Here is a 16926-nt window from a genome sequence, read left to right on the forward strand (position 1 = left end):
CTCAATGTCCTTCCTTGCCCGGGCCGTCGCCGTTGCTGCCGTCGTTGCCACCCGTGCCGCCCTGACCGCGAGCGCCACCGCCATTCGCGCCGTTGTCCTGGTCATGGTCGTGTGCGTGGTGCTCTTCGTAGTGCTGGAGCGCGACGTCCGCGTCTTCCTTCTCGCCGGCGAACTTCGCGCGAATCACCACGAAGAACATCGGGATCATGAAGATCGCGAGGAACGTGGCCGTGATCATCCCGCCGATCACGCCCGTGCCGATGGCGTGCTGCGAAGCCGAACCCGCGCCGTTACTGATCGCGAGCGGCAGCACGCCGAGAATGAACGCCATCGACGTCATGAGAATCGGCCGCAGACGCAGTCGCGAAGCTTCGAGCGCCGCCTCGATCGGTCCCATCTTCCCTTCGGCCTGCAGGTCGCGCGCGAACTCCACGATCAGAATCGCGTTCTTCGCCGACAGACCCACGGTGGTCAACAGACCCACCTGGAAGAACACGTCGTTCTCGAGCCCACGCAAGGTAACCGCCAGCAGCGCGCCGAGCACGCCGAGCGGCACCACCATGATGACCGCGAACGGAATCGACCAGCTTTCATACAGCGCCGCGAGACACAGGAACACGACGAGGATCGAGATGCCGTACAGAATCGGCGCCTGCGAGCCCGACTGGCGCTCTTGATACGACAGGCCCGTCCATTCGTAGCCGATACCCGCGGGCAGCTTCGCCGCGATCTGCTCCATGGCCGTCATGGCCTGGCCGGTCGACTTGCCCTGCCCCGCCTGACCCTGGATTTCCACCGCCGAGATGCCGTTGTAGCGCTCGAGCTTCGGCGAACCGAAGGTCCAGCGGCCCTTCGCGACCGAGCTGAACGGCGCCATCCCGCCCGCGCTGTTGCGCACGTACCAGAGGCCCATGTCTTCCGGCGTCATGCGGAACGGGGCATCGGACATCACGTACACCTTCTTGATACGGCCATCCGTATCGAGGAAGTTGTTCACGTATGCCGACGCCCAGGCGATCGAGAAGGTCTGGTCGACCGCAGCCGCCGTCACACCGAGTGCCTCGGCCTTTTCACGGTCGATATCCACCGTGAACTGCGGCGTGTCGTTCAGGCCGTTCGGGCGCACGACGGCGAGCGTCGGATCCTTCGCCGCCATGCCGAGCAGCATGTTGCGCGCTTCCATCAGTTTCTCGTGGCCGAGACCGCCGCGGTCCTGCAGTTCGAAGTCGAAGCCCGACGCGGTGCCGAGTTCAGGAATCGAAGGCGGATTCACCGGGAACACCATCGCGTCCTTGTAGCCCGCGTAGTGCATGAACATGCGCCGCACCAGCGCCTGGACCTTCTGGTCCGCGTGCTGACGCTGCTTGTAGTCCTTCATCCGCACGAACACGAGACCCGAGTTCTGGCCACGGCCCGCGAAGCTGAAGCCGTTCACCGTGAACACCGACTCGACGATGCTGCCTTCGTCCTTGAGCAACCAGTTCTGGATGTTGGCGAGCGTGCGTGCCGTCGTTTCCTGGGTCGAGCCCACGGGCGTCTGCACGATCACGAACATCGTGCCCTGGTCTTCATCGGGCAGGAACGACTTCGGCAGGCGCACGAACAGCAGGCCGACCGCGACGATCACCGCGAGGTAGATGATGAGCCAGCGGCCCGAGCGCTTGATCACGTGGTACACGCCGCTGTGATACTTGTCGCGGCTCGTCTCGAACGTGCGGTTGAACCAGCCGAAAAAGCCCTTCTTCTCTTCGTGATGGCCCTTCGGAATCGGCTTGAGGATGGTCGCGCACAACGCCGGCGTGAGAATCAGCGCGACGAGCACGGACAGCACCATCGCCGCCACGATCGTGAGCGAGAACTGCCGGTAGATGGCGCCAACCGAGCCGCCCGAGAACGCCACCGGCACGAACACCGCGGAGAGCACGAGCGCCACGCCCACCAGTGCGCCGGTGATCTGGCCCATGGCCTTGCGCGTGGCTTCCTTCGGCCCCAAGCCCTCTTCCACCATCACCCGCTCGACGTTCTCCACGACCACGATCGCGTCGTCCACCAGCAGACCGATGGCGAGCACGAGGCCGAACATCGACAGCGTGTTGATGGAGAAGCCCACCATTGCCATGACCGCGAACGTACCCAGCAGCACCACCGGCACCGCGATCGTCGGAATCAATGTCGCGCGCAGGTTCTGCAGGAACAGGTACATCACGAGGAACACCAGCACGATGCCTTCCAGCAGCGTCTTGATCACTTCCTCGATCGACAGGCGCACGAACGGCGTCGTGTCGTACGGGTACTTCACGACGAGACCGTGCGGGAAGTACTTCGAGAGGTCGTCGATCTTCTGGCGCACGAGCTTCGCGGTCTGCAGCGCGTTGGCGCCCGTCGCGAGCTGAATGCCCAGACCGGCCGTCGGCGAACCGTTGTACTTCGTGTCGAAGTTGTAGTTTTCGCCGCCCAGACCAATACGCGCCACGTCCCTCAGGCGCACCTGCGAGCCGTCCTGGTTCACCTTCAGCAGGATGTTGCCGAACTGCTCAGGCGTCTGCAGCAGCGTCGATTCGGTGATGGTCGCCTGGAACGACTGCCCCGCCACCGCCGGCGTGCCGCCCAGCTGGCCGCCCGCGATCTGCACGTTCTGCGCGGTGATCGCCGCTGTGACGTCGGTTGGCGTTAGCTGGAAGTTCGTGAGCTTGTTTGGATCGAGCCACACGCGCATCGCGTACTGCGAGCCGAACAGCGTGACCGTACCCACGCCGTCGATACGGCTGACCGGGTCTTTGACGTTCGACGCCACGTAGTTCGCGAGGTCGTACTTGGTCATGCTGCCGTCTTCGGACACGAACGCGAGCACGAGCAGGAAGCTGCTGCTCGATTTCGTGACGCTGATACCGAGCTGCTGCACCACCTGCGGCAGAATCGGCGTGGCGAGCTGCAGCTTGTTCTGCACCTGCACCTGCGCGATGTCCGGGTTGGTGCCCGCGGCGAACGTCAGCGTAATCGTGGCCGTGCCCGAGTCATCGGAAGTCGACGAGATGTACAGCAGGTGGTCGAGACCGCTCATCTGCTGCTCGATCACCTGCGTGACCGTGTTTTCCACCGTCTTGGCCGACGCGCCCGGATAGTTCGCGCTGATCTGGATGGAAGGCGGTGCGATGGTCGGATACTGCGCGACCGGCAGCGTGAACACCGACGCCACACCTGCGAGCATCAGAATGATGGCGATCACCCATGCAAAGATTGGGCGATCAATAAAGAACTTTGCCATGAAGCGGGCTCCCCGTTATTGCGCTGCGGAGGCGGCAGGTGCAGCCGAGGCAGCCTTCGGCCCCGATGCGGCGCTGGCGGCGTTCGCATAGCCCGAAGCGGTTGCCATGTCAGCCGAAGGCGCGCCCGACGGCGGCGGCGGCGGCAGCTGCGCGGCAACCGGCTTGACCTGCGCACCCGGCTTGACCTTGTCCGTGCCCTGAACGATCACGCGGTCGCCGGCGTTCAGACCGCTCTGGACGACCCAGTCCTGGCCCTGCGTGCCCGCAGTGGTGATCGGCGTCGGCACGACCTTGTTGTCCTGGTTGACGACGTACACCGATGCCTGGCCCTTCTGGTCGTGCTGCACGCCGACCTGCGGCACGAGGAACGCGTTGTTGTTGATGCCTTCTTCGATGCGCGCGCGCACGAACATGCCCGGCAGCAGCACGCGGTCGGGGTTCGGGAAAATCGCGCGAACCGTGACCGAGCCCGTGGTCTGGTCGACGGTGACGTCGGAGAACTGGAGCTTGCCCTTTTCCGAATAGGTGCGGCCGTCTTCGAGCACGAGCGAAACCTTCGCGGCGTTCGGGCCGTTGGTCTTCAGGCGACCTTCCTGGATCTCGCGGCGCAGCTTCAGCCCCTCGAGGCTCGACTGCGTCACGTCCACGTACATCGGATCGAGCTGCTGCACCGTCGACATCAACGTGGCCGCGCTCGCCTGCACATAGGCGCCCGGCGTGACCTGCGAGATGCCGACCTGGCCCGAGACCGGCGAAACGACGTCGGTATAGCCGAGATTGATCTGCGCGGTGTCGACGGCGGCCTTGCCGGCGGCGACGTCGGCTGCGGCCTGGCCCTGGGCGGAAACGGCGTTGTCGTAGTCCTGCTTGCTCACCGCATTGGCCTGCACGAGGACCCTGTAGCGCGCAACCAGTGCGTTCTGCGTGACGAGGTTGGCCTGCGCCTTGGCGAGCGTGGCCTTGGCGTTGTTGAGCGCGGCGATATACGGCGCGGGGTCGATCTTGTAGAGCCGCTGACCGGCCTTCACGATCGCGCCTTCGGTGAATTCGCGGCGCAGCACGATGCCGTCCACCCGTGCGCGCACTTGCGCGACGAGGAAGGCACTGGTACGGCCGGGAAGCTCGGAGACGACCGGCACGGCGGACGGCTGGACGGTGACGATACCCACTTCGGGGGTTTGCGGCGGCGGCGCCGACTGCTTTTGCCCGCAGGCTGCGAGCACGATGGCAGCCGTCGCGACACTGATTAGGCGGAATGGAACCCGTTCGACGCGCATGGAGCGACCTCTGTCTATAACTGACAATAAAAGCGTGCGGCGTCCTGCAACGAGGAGGACGACCACGCACGCCAGCATCTGGCAAATACCTGACGGATAAACCCGGTACTTTCTTCTAGAAAGGCGCATTCCGGTCTACATATCCGTCCGGGCGATACTGCCGCGCGCCGCCGCGAGAGGCGTCGCGCATTGGGGTTTCTACGACCACTTGGCCAAGGACGGATATTAACCGGACATCACCACTTGAGGCACCTAGGTGGTGGGGTGCTATTATAGATACATTCGCGAACGAATGTAAAAGGACGTTACGTAACCGTTGAGTGGTACTTCAGGAGCGATCCGCGCATCACCTCCATATTACAAATCAATACATTACGGTTCGCACCCCAAATACATTCACTCCCCCTAACCCGCAGCAACGCACTCATCTTACAAAATGGTCCGCCGAACGAAAGAGGAAGCGCTGGAGACGCGCAACCGGATCCTCGACGCCGCCGAACACGTCTTTTACGAAAAGGGCGTGTCGCGCACTTCGCTGGCCGACATCGCCCAGACCGCGGGCGTGACGCGCGGCGCGATTTACTGGCATTTTGAAAACAAGGGCGACCTGTTCACGGCCATGTTCGACCGCGTGGTGCTGCCGCTCGACGAGCTGAAGGTGGCATCGACGGATCCCGGCGAGCCCGACCCGCTCGGGCGCATGCGCGATTTGTGCATTCTGTGTCTGCGCAATACGGCAACCGACGCGCGCCGCCGACGCGTGTTCGAGATCCTGTTCCTGAAGTGCGAGTTCGTCGAGGAGATGGGACCAGTGATGGCGCGCCATCAGACCGATATGCGCGAGGGCCTGGCGAGCATCGAGCAGGGTTTGCGCAATGCGATGTCGAAGGGCCAGTTGCCCGCCGACCTCGACCCCAAGCGCGCTTCGCGCGTGCTCCATTCGTTCATTGGCGGCGCCCTGCGCGATACGGCGATCCTGCCGGACGTGTTCGACGTGGCGAGCAACGCCGAGCTGCACGTCGACGCGATGCTCGACGCGCTGCGCTTCAGCCCGTCGCTGCGTATTGGCGCGAGCGAGCCGGACGCCTGAGCCCTGCGCGCGCATCCCGGATCGATCGAGGCGGCCCACGGACGAGGCCGCCTTTTTCTTGACCGCTCAGGCCGGCACGCGGTTCGCGCGGGCCCGTTGATTCGACGCGTAGATGTTGTCACGCGCGAGCGGCACGCTTTTTTCGACGGCGGCAAGCCAGGCATCCGTGCTCACGACCGCAGCGAAGCGCGTGTGCATCACTGCGCTGAACACGCGGTGGATCTGCTCGGCGCTAGCCGTTCCCGCCTCGTTTGCGTACGGCACCGAACCCGTCGCATCGGCCAGAAACTCGACGGCAAGACCCGCGTGGGTCGCCTCGAACACCGTCGAGGCGTCGCAGTTGTGCGTCATGTAGCCGGCCACCGTGAGCGTGTCGATGCCGCGCTCGGCCAGCCACGCTTTGAGATCAGTGCCCGCGAAGGCGCTCGGCAGCGCTTTTTCGACATAGTGATCGCGCTCGCGCGAGGCCACGACCGGATGCAGCTCGGCGCCCACGCTGCCGCGCGCGAAGAGCGGCGAGTCCGCAGGGGCGAAGTTCTGCACGACCACGACCGGCACGCCGGCCGCGCGCGCGGCGTCGATCGCGCGGCCGATATTGGCGAGCGACGTCTCGATGGGGGGATATTCGATCGGCAGATCGCCGCTGACATATTCGTTCTGCACGTCGATGACGACGAGCGCCCGGCGCGGATTCGCGGACATGGCCATGCCTCCAGGGGGTGAAAGGAACCGACCGGTCCGAAGACGCGAAGTCGATGGCGGGATTGTGGTGCCGCGCGCGCCGCCGCGACAGTGGCCCGGATGACAACTTTCGCTAAAATCGGGCCATTCCTCTTCGGGACTCGTCATGGCCACTGCTCCCCGTCAGGCCCCTTCAACGGCCCCGTTGCGCGTCGCCGTCATCGCCTTCGACCGCATCAGCCCGTTCCATCTCTCGGTGCCTTGCGTCGTGTTCGGCGAAGACCGCAGCGAAGGCGGCGTGCCGCCGTTCGAACTCGCCGTCTGCGCGGCGGAGCCCGGCACGCTCACGACCACGGCAGGCTTCACGATCGGCGCGCCGCAGGGCCTCGAGGGGCTGCGCGGCGCGGACGTGATCGTCGTGCCGAGCTGGCGCGACACCCACGAGGCGCCGCCCGCCGCGCTTTGCGACGCGCTGCGCGAAGCGCACGAGAGCGGCGCGATCCTCGTCGGGCTATGCCTCGGCGCCTATGTGCTCGCACATGCGGGCCTGCTCGATGGCCGCCCGGGCACCACGCACTGGGCCGCCGCCGACGATTTCGCGCTGCGCTTTCCGGCCGTGCGCTTCGATCCCGGCGTGCTCTACATCGACGACGGCGACCTGCTCACCTCGGCGGGCACGGCGGCGGGACTCGATTGCTGCCTGCATCTCATGCGGCGCCTGTGCGGCTCGAGCGCCGCGAACTACGTGGCGCGGCGGCTCGTCGTGCCGCCGCATCGCCAGGGCAACCAGGCCCAGTACGTGCGGCAGCCGCTCGCGGCGGCTGACCGCGGCGACCGTCTGCCGGGTCTGCTCGACTGGATTCGCGCCCACCTCGACGCGCCCCACACGCTCGACTCGCTCGCGCAGCGTGCGCTGATGAGCCGGCGCACCTTCACGCGCCAGTTCCGTTTGACGACGGGCTCGACGGTGAGCGCGTGGCTGCTCGGCGAGCGCCTCGCCCGCGCGCAGCAGTTGCTCGAAAGCACCGATCAGCCGATCGACGCAATCGCCCAGCGCGCGGGTTTCGGCTCGGCCGCGTCGTTGCGTCAGCATTTCGTGGAGGCGTTCAGGATCTCGCCGTCGGCGTGGCGGCGGGAGTTCCGGGGGGCGTGAGGGGTTCGACGGGCGGCGCACCTTGCGCGCGCCGCCCGCCGCCGCATTCAGGTCGCGGTAAACCAGCGCGCCGCATACAGCAGCAGCGCGACGAAAAAGATCATCGCGGCCCACGCCCAATACGGCATGGCGTGCGGCGGCGGCTCGTGATTCAGCGTGCTTGCCGCGCGGCCCGAGAGCGTGCCGCCCGCATGGTGCTGCGGCAGGATATGCGCGCGCCGGGCGAGACCGGCGAGGTTGATCGGCCGCAGGAACACGTGCTGCCGGCGCGGCTGCTCGCCCGCCACGCGGTTCGGCGCCTGGCCGTGCTTGACCGCAACCACGGCGCAGAACTCCGTGAAGAAGTCGTCGGCGAGTTCGTGCAGCGCGTTCTCGATCTGGCGCGGCGGCAGCTCGGAAAGCGGTCCCGTGAGCGTGGCCCACACCGAGTAGTCGATCCGCGTGCTCACATCCTTGCCCGTACCCGGCTCCCGCGTCATAGCGCGCTCTTCGGGGCGCAGCGCGACGTCGATCTGGCCGCGCAGCGAGCCGATGCCGTCCGCGCGGGCGCGAAAGCTCAGCACGCGCCGGGGCGTGAGCGGCACCTGCGCCGTGTCATTGGCAATGTGGGCACGCACTTCATAGCGTGCGCGCAGCGGCCCGAGCGGCACCGTGAGCGTGATCGCGTATTCGCCGGGGCCGAGCCGCCTGAACGACTCGCAATGCTCCATGCTCGCGCGTACGAGCGCCACGTCCTGCAACGCCGCCCAGACGGCGGCCGGTTCGAGCGGAATTCTCAACGCATCGTTCAGTTCCATGGCGGCTCCCCTATGCAAGCTACCGGGCCATATCAGGAGGTCTGGTCGATCCGGTCTACGCGAGTCGCGTAGAAAGCCAGATACCCCTTGATGCCGCGTGCGTCATCGAGCGGCGCTTCGTAGCTCCAGGCCGCGTCGTCGACGCGCCCGTCTTCGGTACGCAAATGGAAATACGTCGCCTCGCCCTTGAACGGGCAATGCGAGGTCTGGCCGGAGCGTTCGAGTCGCGCCATGTTCACGTCGGCGCGCGGAAAGTAGAAGACGTCGGGGTAGCCGGTTTCGCAAAGGGTGACGGCGTGCAGCGTATCGGCAATGGTGATGCCGCCGTGAATCACGCGCACGCGGTGACGGTTCGCGACGAGTTCGATGCGATGGTCCGCAGCCGGTTCGACCGCCATGTTCGGCTCCCCTGTTGGTAGGCGGCGCCTGCGGCGCCCTGCCCTCGCCGGCCGGCAGCCCGCACCGGTTCGCGTGGCACGCCGCCATGAAGGCGCGTGCCGTGCAATGCCACGGGATGGCCGCTCGCCAGTCGCCTGTCGCCGTGCCGATCACGCAATCGACGGCGACCGACGGCAACACGCGAACCCGCTCGCGACACGCCTGAGCGATCGCGGCCTCCCTTCGGCTTCATTATCGGCCAAACTCGTCCTGGCTGCGTGAATCTTATGCGCGGCGCGCGTGCGGGAGCGCCCAAACCCGGCCTGGCCCGGCTGGGCGCCTTACCAGATGAACGCCGCCCGCGCGCTGCCGTTCGAGCCCACCGTCACGGCGCTGGTCTTGTCGACGCCCGCATGGCTCACGTGCACGCTGTAGCGGCCCGGACGGACCTTCACGAGCATATACGGCCCGCGCGAAGTCGTATCGAGCACGCTTGCGCCGTGCGAGTCGGTGATCTGCACGCGCACGTCCGCGACGTACTCACCGCTGCGCTGGGTAAAGCGCAACGCCAGTGGCCACTGGCGCTCCGCACTGAGCAGCGCCCTGGATTCGTCGAGGCCCACCCCGCCGGAGACGTACGACACGTCGCCCTGCTGCTGGACTTGCGGCATGCCGCCGCCATTGGTGTTGCCGGCGCTCGTGTTGTCGGTGGTCGAGCCGCCGACCGTGCCTGAGGCATCGGCCTGCTGCGCCGCCGCGCCGCCCGCGTAGCCGAGAGCAAGTGTGGCCGCGAGGATCGCCGCGTAAGCGGTCGTATGGACGGGGCGCGAGTTGTGGAAACGCTTCATCGATCGCTCCTTTCAGGTGGTCCGATGTAATGCTTCCGCAAGGGGCATGCCCGATCGGCGCGCAGAAGGTTTTGTGCGCCCCAAAAAAACCGCTGCCGCCGAGGCCAGGGGCCAACGGCGGCAGCGCAGGTACAACGTAATGAAACCTGCTCTCGCCGCGAATCCGGCGCACGGAGCCGGATTCGCGACAGCAGGGATCAGCCGAGATCGACGGGCACGAAAATCTGTGCGTCGTCTCGCTGGATCAGGAGTGCAATGCTGTTGCCAGCCTTCGAAACCATTTGCTTGAGCTGATCGGCGCTCGTCACCGGGCGGCCGTTCACGGCGAGAATCACGTCGCCGGGCTGGACACCCGCATTCTCGGCCGCGCCACCCGACTGCTCGACGAGCAGACCGTGGTCGAGCGAGCCGTTGCTCTTCTCTTCCGGCGTGAGCTGGCGCACCGCGACGCCTAGACGCCCCTGCATCTGCGCTTGCGGTGCGTCGTTCGAAGCCACCTTCGCGTCGCCCAGCGCGCCGATGGTTGCGGTGAGGTTCTTCGTGCTCTTGTCACGCCACACCTGAACATCGGCCTTCGTGCCCGGCTTCATGCCCGCGATGAGCGATGGCAGATCGGACGAATCGTCCACGGCCTGGCCGTTCACGGACAGGATCACGTCGCCGGGCTTCAGGCCCGCCTTCGCGGCCGGACCGCTCGCGTCCACCGAACTCACCAGCGCGCCGCGCGGCTTCTCCATGCCGAACGAGTTGGCGAGCGTCTGGTTCATCGACTGCACCGCGACGCCGAGACGCCCGCGGCTCACATGACCGGTCTTGACGAGTTCGTCCTTGACCTTGATCGCCTCATTGATCGGGATTGCGAACGAAAGGCCCTGGAAGCCGCCCGTCTGCGAATAGATCATCGAGTTGATGCCGATGACTTCGCCCTGCAGATTAAACAGCGGGCCGCCCGAATTGCCGGGGTTGACCGGCACGTCGGTCTGGATGAACGGCGTGTAGTTCTCGTCCGGCAGCGAGCGCGACTTCGCGCTGATGATGCCCGAGGTCACCGTGTTGTCGAAGCCGTACGGCGAGCCGATCGCCACCACCCACTGGCCGACCTTGCTCTGGCGCGGGTCGCCGATCTTCACGGTCGGCAGATCCTTCGCGTCGATCTTGAGCACGGCGACGTCCGACTGCTTGTCCGCGCCCACGACCTTCGCCTTGTATTCGCGCTTGTCGGTGAGTTTCACCGTCACGACGTTGGCGCCGTCCACGACGTGCGCGTTCGTGAGAATGTAGCCGTCCGGACTGACGATGAAGCCCGAACCGAGGCTCGCGCTCGGCTGGTCCGCCTGCGGACCATTGTCGCCGCCGCCCATGCCGGGCGCGCCGCCGTAGAAGTGCTTGAAGAACTGGTAGAACGGATCGCTCGGATCGATCGGCAGTTGCTGCGAACCGCTGCCGCCGCTGCGCATCGCCGTCTGCTTCACGACGTGCTTGGCGCTGATGTTGACCACCGCGGGCCCGTAGGTTTCCACGAGACCCGAGAAGTCGGGAATGCCAGTCTTGGCTGCGGCTTCGGCCGGCATCAACGCCGCGGCCTGGGCCTGCGAGATAACCTGCGGAGCAGGCAGATCACGGTGCCCTGCTACGTAGCCCGCCGACAATGCGACGACCACGGCGGCTGCCACGGCACTGCGGGAAAGAACTTTTGTATTCATTGCGGACTCCTTGCGCGGGGTACTCATCACGACGTACCGAAGAGTAAGCCGTGTCGCTTAAAGGAGTCTTAAGTACGCGGAAATCGCAATAATCGCGCAAACGCCCGCGCAGCGGGCATTTGCGGGCGATTCGGACTCAGAACCGCACGTCCACGAGCAGGCCGCCGGCGGGCGAATCGCCGAGTGTGATGGTCGCGCCGTGCTGATCCGCGATTCGTCGCACGATAGCAAGCCCGAGGCCCGTGCCGGCGATATCGGTGCGCGCGCGATTCACGCCCGCGCCCACGCGATAAAAGCGATCGAACACGCGTGCGCGCTCGCCTTGCGGGATGCCAGGCCCGCTGTCCGCAATGCGCACGCGCGGATGCCCATCGACGACGGCGAGGCTCACGTCCACGCGGCCGCCCGCGGGCGTGTATTTGGTCGCGTTGTCGAGCAGGTTGTTGAGCATCACGCGCAACGCGTCGGCGTCGCCATGCACGCTCGCGACCGCGCTTTCCTCGATGCCGAGATCGACGCCGCGCTGCTGCGCGAGTGGCGCATAGTTGAGCACGCAATCATCGAGCAGCGCATGCAGATCGACGTTCTGCGCGCGCGCATGACCGTCAGGCTCGGAACGCGCGAGGGCGAGCAGTTGCTCGGCAAGACGCGTGGCGCGCGTCACGCCCGCCTGCAGATCGACGAGCGCTTCGCGGCGTGTTTCGTCATCCTTTGCGCGCGCAACGAGTTGCGCCTGGATCTGCACGGCCGCCAGCGGCGTGCGCAACTCATGCGCGGCATCGGCGACGAAGGCCTTCTGCGTGTCGATGGCCTGCGCGAGGCGTTCGAGCAGCGCGTTCAACGCATGCACGAGCGGCGTGACTTCGCGCGGCAGACGCTCTTCGGGCAGCGGGTCGAGCGCTTCGGGATGACGCGTATCGAGTGCGCGCGCGACGCGCGAGAGCGGCCTGAGCCCGCGCCCCACCATGATCCAGACCGCGATGCCGAGAAACGGCAGCACCACGATGAGCGGCCAGAGCGTGCGCAACGCCACGTTCGCGGCGAGCCGGTTGCGCACGGAAACGGGCTGCGCGAGTTGCACGACATTGTCGCCGACGATTGCGCCATACACGCGCCAGTCGCCGCGATCGGTGCGCTCCGTCGAAAAGCCGAGTTCCGCGCGCGGCGCGAGCGGCGCACGCGGATGCGAGTAGTACATGAGCACGCCGTTGCGATTCCAGATCTGCAGCACGATGCCTTCGTCGCCCGTATCGCGCGAACTGAGGATCTCGTTGAATGGCTCGGAGGGCAACGCCTCGGCGATTTCCTGCAGCTGGTAGTCGAACAGCTCGTTGGCTTCGGCGAGCGCCTGACGATAGATCAGCCAGCCCGCGAGCCCGACGCCCGCGACGACGATCGCGAGCAGCCAGAACAGCAGTTGTCGTCGGATGGAACTCATCGGCTAAAGGGGTCTCCCTGTCGATCCGCAGTTAGCGCTTTAGCGCTGACTGCGGTCCCATGCAAGGCCGCGCTTGATTACCCGCCTCATGCGTCTTTGGCGATCATGTAGCCGAGGCCGCGCACGTTGCGGATCAGGTCGGCCCCGAGCTTCTTGCGCAGCGCGTGAATATAGACCTCGACGGTATTGCTGCCGATCTCCTCACCCCAGCCGTACATCTTCTCTTCGAGCTGGGTTTTCGAGAGCACGGCGCCCGGCCGCGCGAGCAGCGCTTCGAGCAGCGCGAATTCGCGCGCCGAGAGCGCGACAGGCGAACCGTCCTGGGTGACCTGGTGCGAAGCCGGATCGAGCGTGATCGAGCCGTGACGGATGGTCGAATCGCTGCGGCCCGCCTGGCGGCGGATCAGCGCGCGCATGCGTGCGCCGAGTTCGTCGAGATCGAAGGGCTTGATGAGGTAGTCGTCCGCGCCGGCGTCGAGACCCTTCACGCGGTCGGCCACGGCGTCGCGCGCGGTGAGGATCAGCACAGGCAGCGCCGCGCCGCGCGCGCGCAGGGTGCGCAGCACGTCGAGACCGTCGCGCCGCGGCAATCCGAGATCGAGCAGCATGAGATCGTAAGAATCCGCGCTCGCGGCCGAGAGGGCGGCGTCGCCGTCTTCGACCCAGTCGACCGCGAAGCCTTCGCCGCGAAGCGCCTTGCGCACGCCTTCGGCGATCATGCGGTCATCTTCGACTAGCAGTATGCGCATCGTAATGTTGGCCAGGCGGCGACGCTGCGCCGCGCTGCGTGAGTGGAGGACGATGCGAGCATTCTAGCGCCTGAACAGGGGCGCCGCGCCGCTGCGGCGCGCAGCCGGTCGCGCTGCAACAGTACGCATTGCGGGCGGTGTTTGAATCACGCCACGCAATGTGCAACGTTTTCTCGCCGGCAATGCGCGCACGCGGCGCGAGGTCTTTACAATGTGCGCTTTTGCGGCGCTCCACTCGTGTTTCGGCCGCGATGCGCGCGTGCAGGCTTGTACAGTACGTTCAAGCGAGCGCATCGCGCGCGCACCACGAATCACACGCCGCCCCAATTTTCGCGTCCGCGCGCAGCACCGGCGAGCCCTGGCTTGCCGTGCGCCGCGCCCGGCCCAAGCACCGCCCCTGCACTCGCCCGAACGCTTTTCATGCTGCCCGCTTCGCTGTCCCGCCTACGCTCCTTGTTCAGACCGCCTGCCTCGCGCACCGACCGCACGCATCGCGCCGCCGCCACCCCGCGCCTGCCTCGACCGCTCGCCCTCGCCCTGGCCTGCGCCACGCTCGCCGCGGGCTTCGCCGCCGCGCCGGCCGCCTACGCGCAGCCCGAAGGCGCACGCCTGCCCACGGTCAACGTGACCACCGTGCTGCCGCCCACCGTGATGGCGGGCCTCGAGCGCGCACACGTGCCGCTCTCGTCGGTCAGCGTGGTGATCGAAAAGGTCGGCGACCGCCAGCCCAGCGTCGCCGTGAATGCCGGCCAGCCGATGATGCCCGCCTCGACGATGAAACTCGTCACGACGTGGAGCGGCCTCGCGATGCTCGGTCCCGACTATCGCTGGAAAACGAGCGCCTATACCGACGGCGAAGTCGATGCGAGCGGCACGCTGCACGGCAACCTCTATATCAAGGGCACGGGCGACCCGAAGCTCGTACCCGAAGAGCTGATCGACCTCGTGCAAAAGATTCGCGCGGCGGGCGTCGCGCGCATCGACGGCGCACTCGTGCTCGACAAGAGCGAGTTCGATCCGTCCACGCGCGACCTGCCCTCGTTTGACGGCGACGACAGCGCGCCCTACAACGTTGGCCCCGATCCGCTGATGTACGCGTTCAAGGCGGTCTCGTTCACGTTCTCGCCCTCCCGCGAGGGGGTGTCGATCGACGTGGTGCCGCCCGTTGCGCAGTGGCAGATCGACAACCAGATCCGCGAGCGCGCCGGCGCGTGCGGCGGCATGCTGCCGAGCCCGCAGGTTTCGCCCGGCGGCAACGGCGTCGTCACCGCGAGCTTCGCGGGCAGCTACGCCATGCGCTGTGGCGAGCGCACGCTCAACATGGCCGCTCCCGTGGACCACAGCACGTTCTTCGCGGACGGCTTCCTCGCCCTCTGGCAGCAATCGGGCGGCAGCCTCTTCGCCACGCCGGGCGGTGCGGTGCGCGAAGGCGTCGTGCCGCCGCGCGCGCGCCTTCTCGCCGTGCACCAGAGCCCGCCGCTCGCGGACGTCGTGCACGACATCAACAAGTTCAGCAACAACGTGATGGCGCGCAATCTGTTCCTCACGCTCGGCGCCGTCGAGGCCAAACCGCCTGCGACTACGGCCAAGGCCGCCACGGCCGTCAATACGTTCTTGCGGCGCAGCGGCCTGAACATGCCCGAACTCGTGCTCGACAACGGCTGCGGCCTCTCGCGTGAAGAGCACATCAGCGCGCTCTCGCTCGCGAACCTGCTGCAGAACGCGAACGCGAGCCCGGTCGCGCAGGTGTTCATCGACTCGCTGCCGATCGTCGGCGTGGACGGCACGATGCGCAACCGCCTCACCAACGCGGGCGTGGAAGGCAACGCGCATATCAAGACGGGCACGCTGCGCGACGTGCGCGCCATCGCCGGTTACGTGGCGGCCGAGAACGGCGAGAGCTGGATCGTGGTGAGCCTCATCAACGATCCGCGCGCCGAGTCCGCACGCGCCGCGCACGACGCGTTGCTCGAGTGGGTCTACAAGGGCATGCCTGAAGAAAAGCCCGTGTATGTCGAGCCGCATCCGAGGCGCGCGGCAAAAGAGTCGAGGGTCGCGAAGACCACGCACAAGGCACCTGCCCGGCGACGCGGCGCGCATTAACCACGCATTGACCACGCGCCAGGCGCACGCTGACTACACACGGCGTACACGCTGTGTGCACGCCGGGCGGGCGCCGCGGACCTGTCCCCGTGCGCCTCGCCCGAGGCCGCCACCGTGCGCCGGGCTCGAAGTTTTCCTCTAGCAAAGCGCCGCCCGTCCTGGGCGCGAGGCGTGTACCCTGACGGGCAAAGGCCGAAGGCGCGTAATAAAAATCTGTCATACGCGCCCGCCAATCGAGCCGCGCGCCCGTGAGAACGCGCACCAACGCGGCCGACAAGACATGAGACTACAACCGCCGCGCTGCCCACCAGCGCCGCCCACGGGACAAGGAGGACGACGTTCGTGCAGTTCGACGCGCAATGGCTGCTGCTCGCCCTCGCTCCCGTGTTTCTCGCCTGCATCGGCTGGGAAGCGTGGCAACTCTCCCGCACGCGGGCGCGCGCTGCATCGAACGACACCCCCGACAGCGCCCGCTACGCCTGGCCCGATACGCTATGCAACGCCGCGCTCGCGCTCATGCACCAGGGCGCGGACAAGCTCGCATGGCTCGTCGCCGTGCCCGTCTATGCCCACGTTTACCGGCACTTCCGGCTCGTTTCGTGGCAGCCTGGGCTCGTCGCGTGGATCGCACTCTTCATTGCGCAGGACCTGCTCTACTACGTGTTTCATCGCGCGAGCCATCGCGTACGCTGGCTCTGGGCCGCGCACGTCGTGCACCATTCGTCGGAGCGCCTGAACCTTTCCACGGCGTTTCGCCAGAGCCTCATGTATCCCGTGGCGGGCATGTGGCTGTTCTGGATTCCGCTCGCCCTGCTCGGCTTCACGCCGGAGCAGATCGTCGCGATCGTGCTCGTCAATCTCGCGTTCCAGTTCTTCGTGCACACCCAGGCCGTGGGCAAGCTCGGCTGGCTCGAATACGTGTTCAACACGCCTTCGATGCATCGCGTCCATCACGCGCGCAACGCGCGCTATATCGATCGCAATTACGCCGGCGTGCTCGCGATCTGGGACCGCCTGTTCGGCAGCTATGTCGAGGAAGACGCGCACGACGCGCCCGATTACGGCATCGTCAAGCCACTCGCGTCATGCAATCCGCTTAAGGCGACGTTTCACGAATGGCTCGCAATGGTGCGGGACTTCGCGCGCATGCCCGACTGGCGCTCGCGTCTCGCCGCGCTGTTCGCGCCGCCCGATTGGTGCGAGCGCCACGACGCACTGGGCTTCGCATCCGTGACGGCGCCGGCGACGCCCGCGGGAACGCGCTTCGGCGTGCCGGAAAACAACACCGAGGGTGAGTTCGGGTCGCGCAACAGTTGAGAGATTGCGTAGTCTGTCGGCCTTGGCCCTGACCCTGGGGCAGCAGCACGCAGGGGGTTGCATGCAAGGCCGGCGGTCGGGAAAAACATCGACAACGGGGCAGCCGCTCGTGCCACGAGCACCCGT

Annotated in this window: 13 protein-coding genes; 4 read left to right on the plus strand and 9 right to left on the minus strand. The window is 66.6% G+C overall.

The genetic code is table 11. The annotated features are described in order from the left end of the window. Nucleotide 1: 1 nt before the first annotated feature. Together M3I56_RS01420 and M3I56_RS01425 are read right to left on the minus strand one after the other, a co-directional pair. The gene (locus M3I56_RS01420; protein ID WP_254352184.1) at nucleotides 2–3265 is read right to left on the minus strand and encodes an efflux RND transporter permease subunit; all 3264 of its coding nucleotides are present in this window, start codon (nucleotides 3263–3265) and stop codon (nucleotides 2–4) included. Nucleotides 3266–3280: 15 nt separating this feature from the next. Beyond that, entirely contained in the window at nucleotides 3281–4543 is a 1263-nt protein-coding gene (locus M3I56_RS01425) for an efflux RND transporter periplasmic adaptor subunit (RefSeq protein WP_254352186.1), read from the minus strand. A gap of 436 nt (nucleotides 4544–4979) precedes the next feature. Between M3I56_RS01425 and M3I56_RS01430 the strand changes: the two genes are divergently transcribed. Beyond that, on the plus strand, nucleotides 4980–5633 hold the full coding sequence (locus tag M3I56_RS01430; protein ID WP_254352188.1) for a TetR family transcriptional regulator: 654 nt from the start codon (nucleotides 4980–4982) through the stop codon (nucleotides 5631–5633). A gap of 66 nt (nucleotides 5634–5699) precedes the next feature. Here M3I56_RS01430 and M3I56_RS01435 read toward each other — a convergent pair whose 3' ends face one another. Then, nucleotides 5700–6335 (minus strand): cysteine hydrolase family protein, encoded by a 636-nt coding sequence (locus tag M3I56_RS01435; protein WP_375541658.1) that lies wholly within the window; start codon nucleotides 6333–6335, stop codon nucleotides 5700–5702. Between the two features lie 145 nt (nucleotides 6336–6480). Here M3I56_RS01435 and M3I56_RS01440 point away from each other — a divergent pair, with 145 nt between their 5' ends. Next, the gene (locus tag M3I56_RS01440; protein ID WP_254352191.1) at nucleotides 6481–7467 is read left to right on the plus strand and encodes a helix-turn-helix domain-containing protein; all 987 of its coding nucleotides are present in this window, start codon (nucleotides 6481–6483) and stop codon (nucleotides 7465–7467) included. Between the two features lie 47 nt (nucleotides 7468–7514). Here M3I56_RS01440 and M3I56_RS01445 read toward each other — a convergent pair whose 3' ends face one another. From M3I56_RS01445 to M3I56_RS01470, 6 genes are all read right to left on the minus strand, one after another. Beyond that, nucleotides 7515–8264 (minus strand): CoxG family protein, encoded by a 750-nt coding sequence (locus M3I56_RS01445; protein ID WP_254352192.1) that lies wholly within the window; start codon nucleotides 8262–8264, stop codon nucleotides 7515–7517. A 32-nt stretch (nucleotides 8265–8296) separates the two neighbouring features. Continuing rightward, nucleotides 8297–8662: a DUF427 domain-containing protein gene (locus tag M3I56_RS01450; protein ID WP_254352194.1), complete on the minus strand. Its 366-nt coding sequence runs from the start codon at nucleotides 8660–8662 to the stop codon at nucleotides 8297–8299. A gap of 321 nt (nucleotides 8663–8983) precedes the next feature. Further along, nucleotides 8984–9490, minus strand: coding sequence for a carboxypeptidase-like regulatory domain-containing protein (locus M3I56_RS01455; protein WP_254352196.1), 507 nt, complete (start codon nucleotides 9488–9490; stop codon nucleotides 8984–8986). Nucleotides 9491–9687: 197 nt separating this feature from the next. Next, nucleotides 9688–11193 (minus strand): DegQ family serine endoprotease, encoded by a 1506-nt coding sequence (locus tag M3I56_RS01460; RefSeq protein ID WP_254352198.1) that lies wholly within the window; start codon nucleotides 11191–11193, stop codon nucleotides 9688–9690. A 136-nt stretch (nucleotides 11194–11329) separates the two neighbouring features. Next, nucleotides 11330–12631, minus strand: a complete 1302-nt coding sequence (locus tag M3I56_RS01465) for an ATP-binding protein (protein ID WP_254352200.1) — start codon at nucleotides 12629–12631, stop codon at nucleotides 11330–11332. Nucleotides 12632–12717: 86 nt separating this feature from the next. After that, nucleotides 12718–13380, minus strand: coding sequence for a response regulator (locus M3I56_RS01470; RefSeq protein WP_028205939.1), 663 nt, complete (start codon nucleotides 13378–13380; stop codon nucleotides 12718–12720). Nucleotides 13381–13800: 420 nt separating this feature from the next. On the opposite strand from M3I56_RS01470, the gene dacB reads away from it, so the two are divergent. Next, nucleotides 13801–15483 carry a D-alanyl-D-alanine carboxypeptidase/D-alanyl-D-alanine-endopeptidase gene (gene dacB / locus M3I56_RS01475; RefSeq protein WP_254352201.1) on the plus strand — a complete coding sequence of 561 codons (1683 nt, stop codon included), beginning with the start codon at nucleotides 13801–13803 and terminating at the stop codon, nucleotides 15481–15483. 342 nt (nucleotides 15484–15825) lie between these two features. Further along, nucleotides 15826–16800, plus strand: a complete 975-nt coding sequence (locus M3I56_RS01480; protein WP_254352203.1) for a sterol desaturase family protein — start codon at nucleotides 15826–15828, stop codon at nucleotides 16798–16800. Nucleotides 16801–16926: the final 126 nt, after the last annotated feature.

It is taken from the genome of Paraburkholderia sp. CNPSo 3281 (assembly GCF_024206515.1).
GTDB lineage: Bacteria > Pseudomonadota > Gammaproteobacteria > Burkholderiales > Burkholderiaceae > Paraburkholderia > Paraburkholderia nodosa.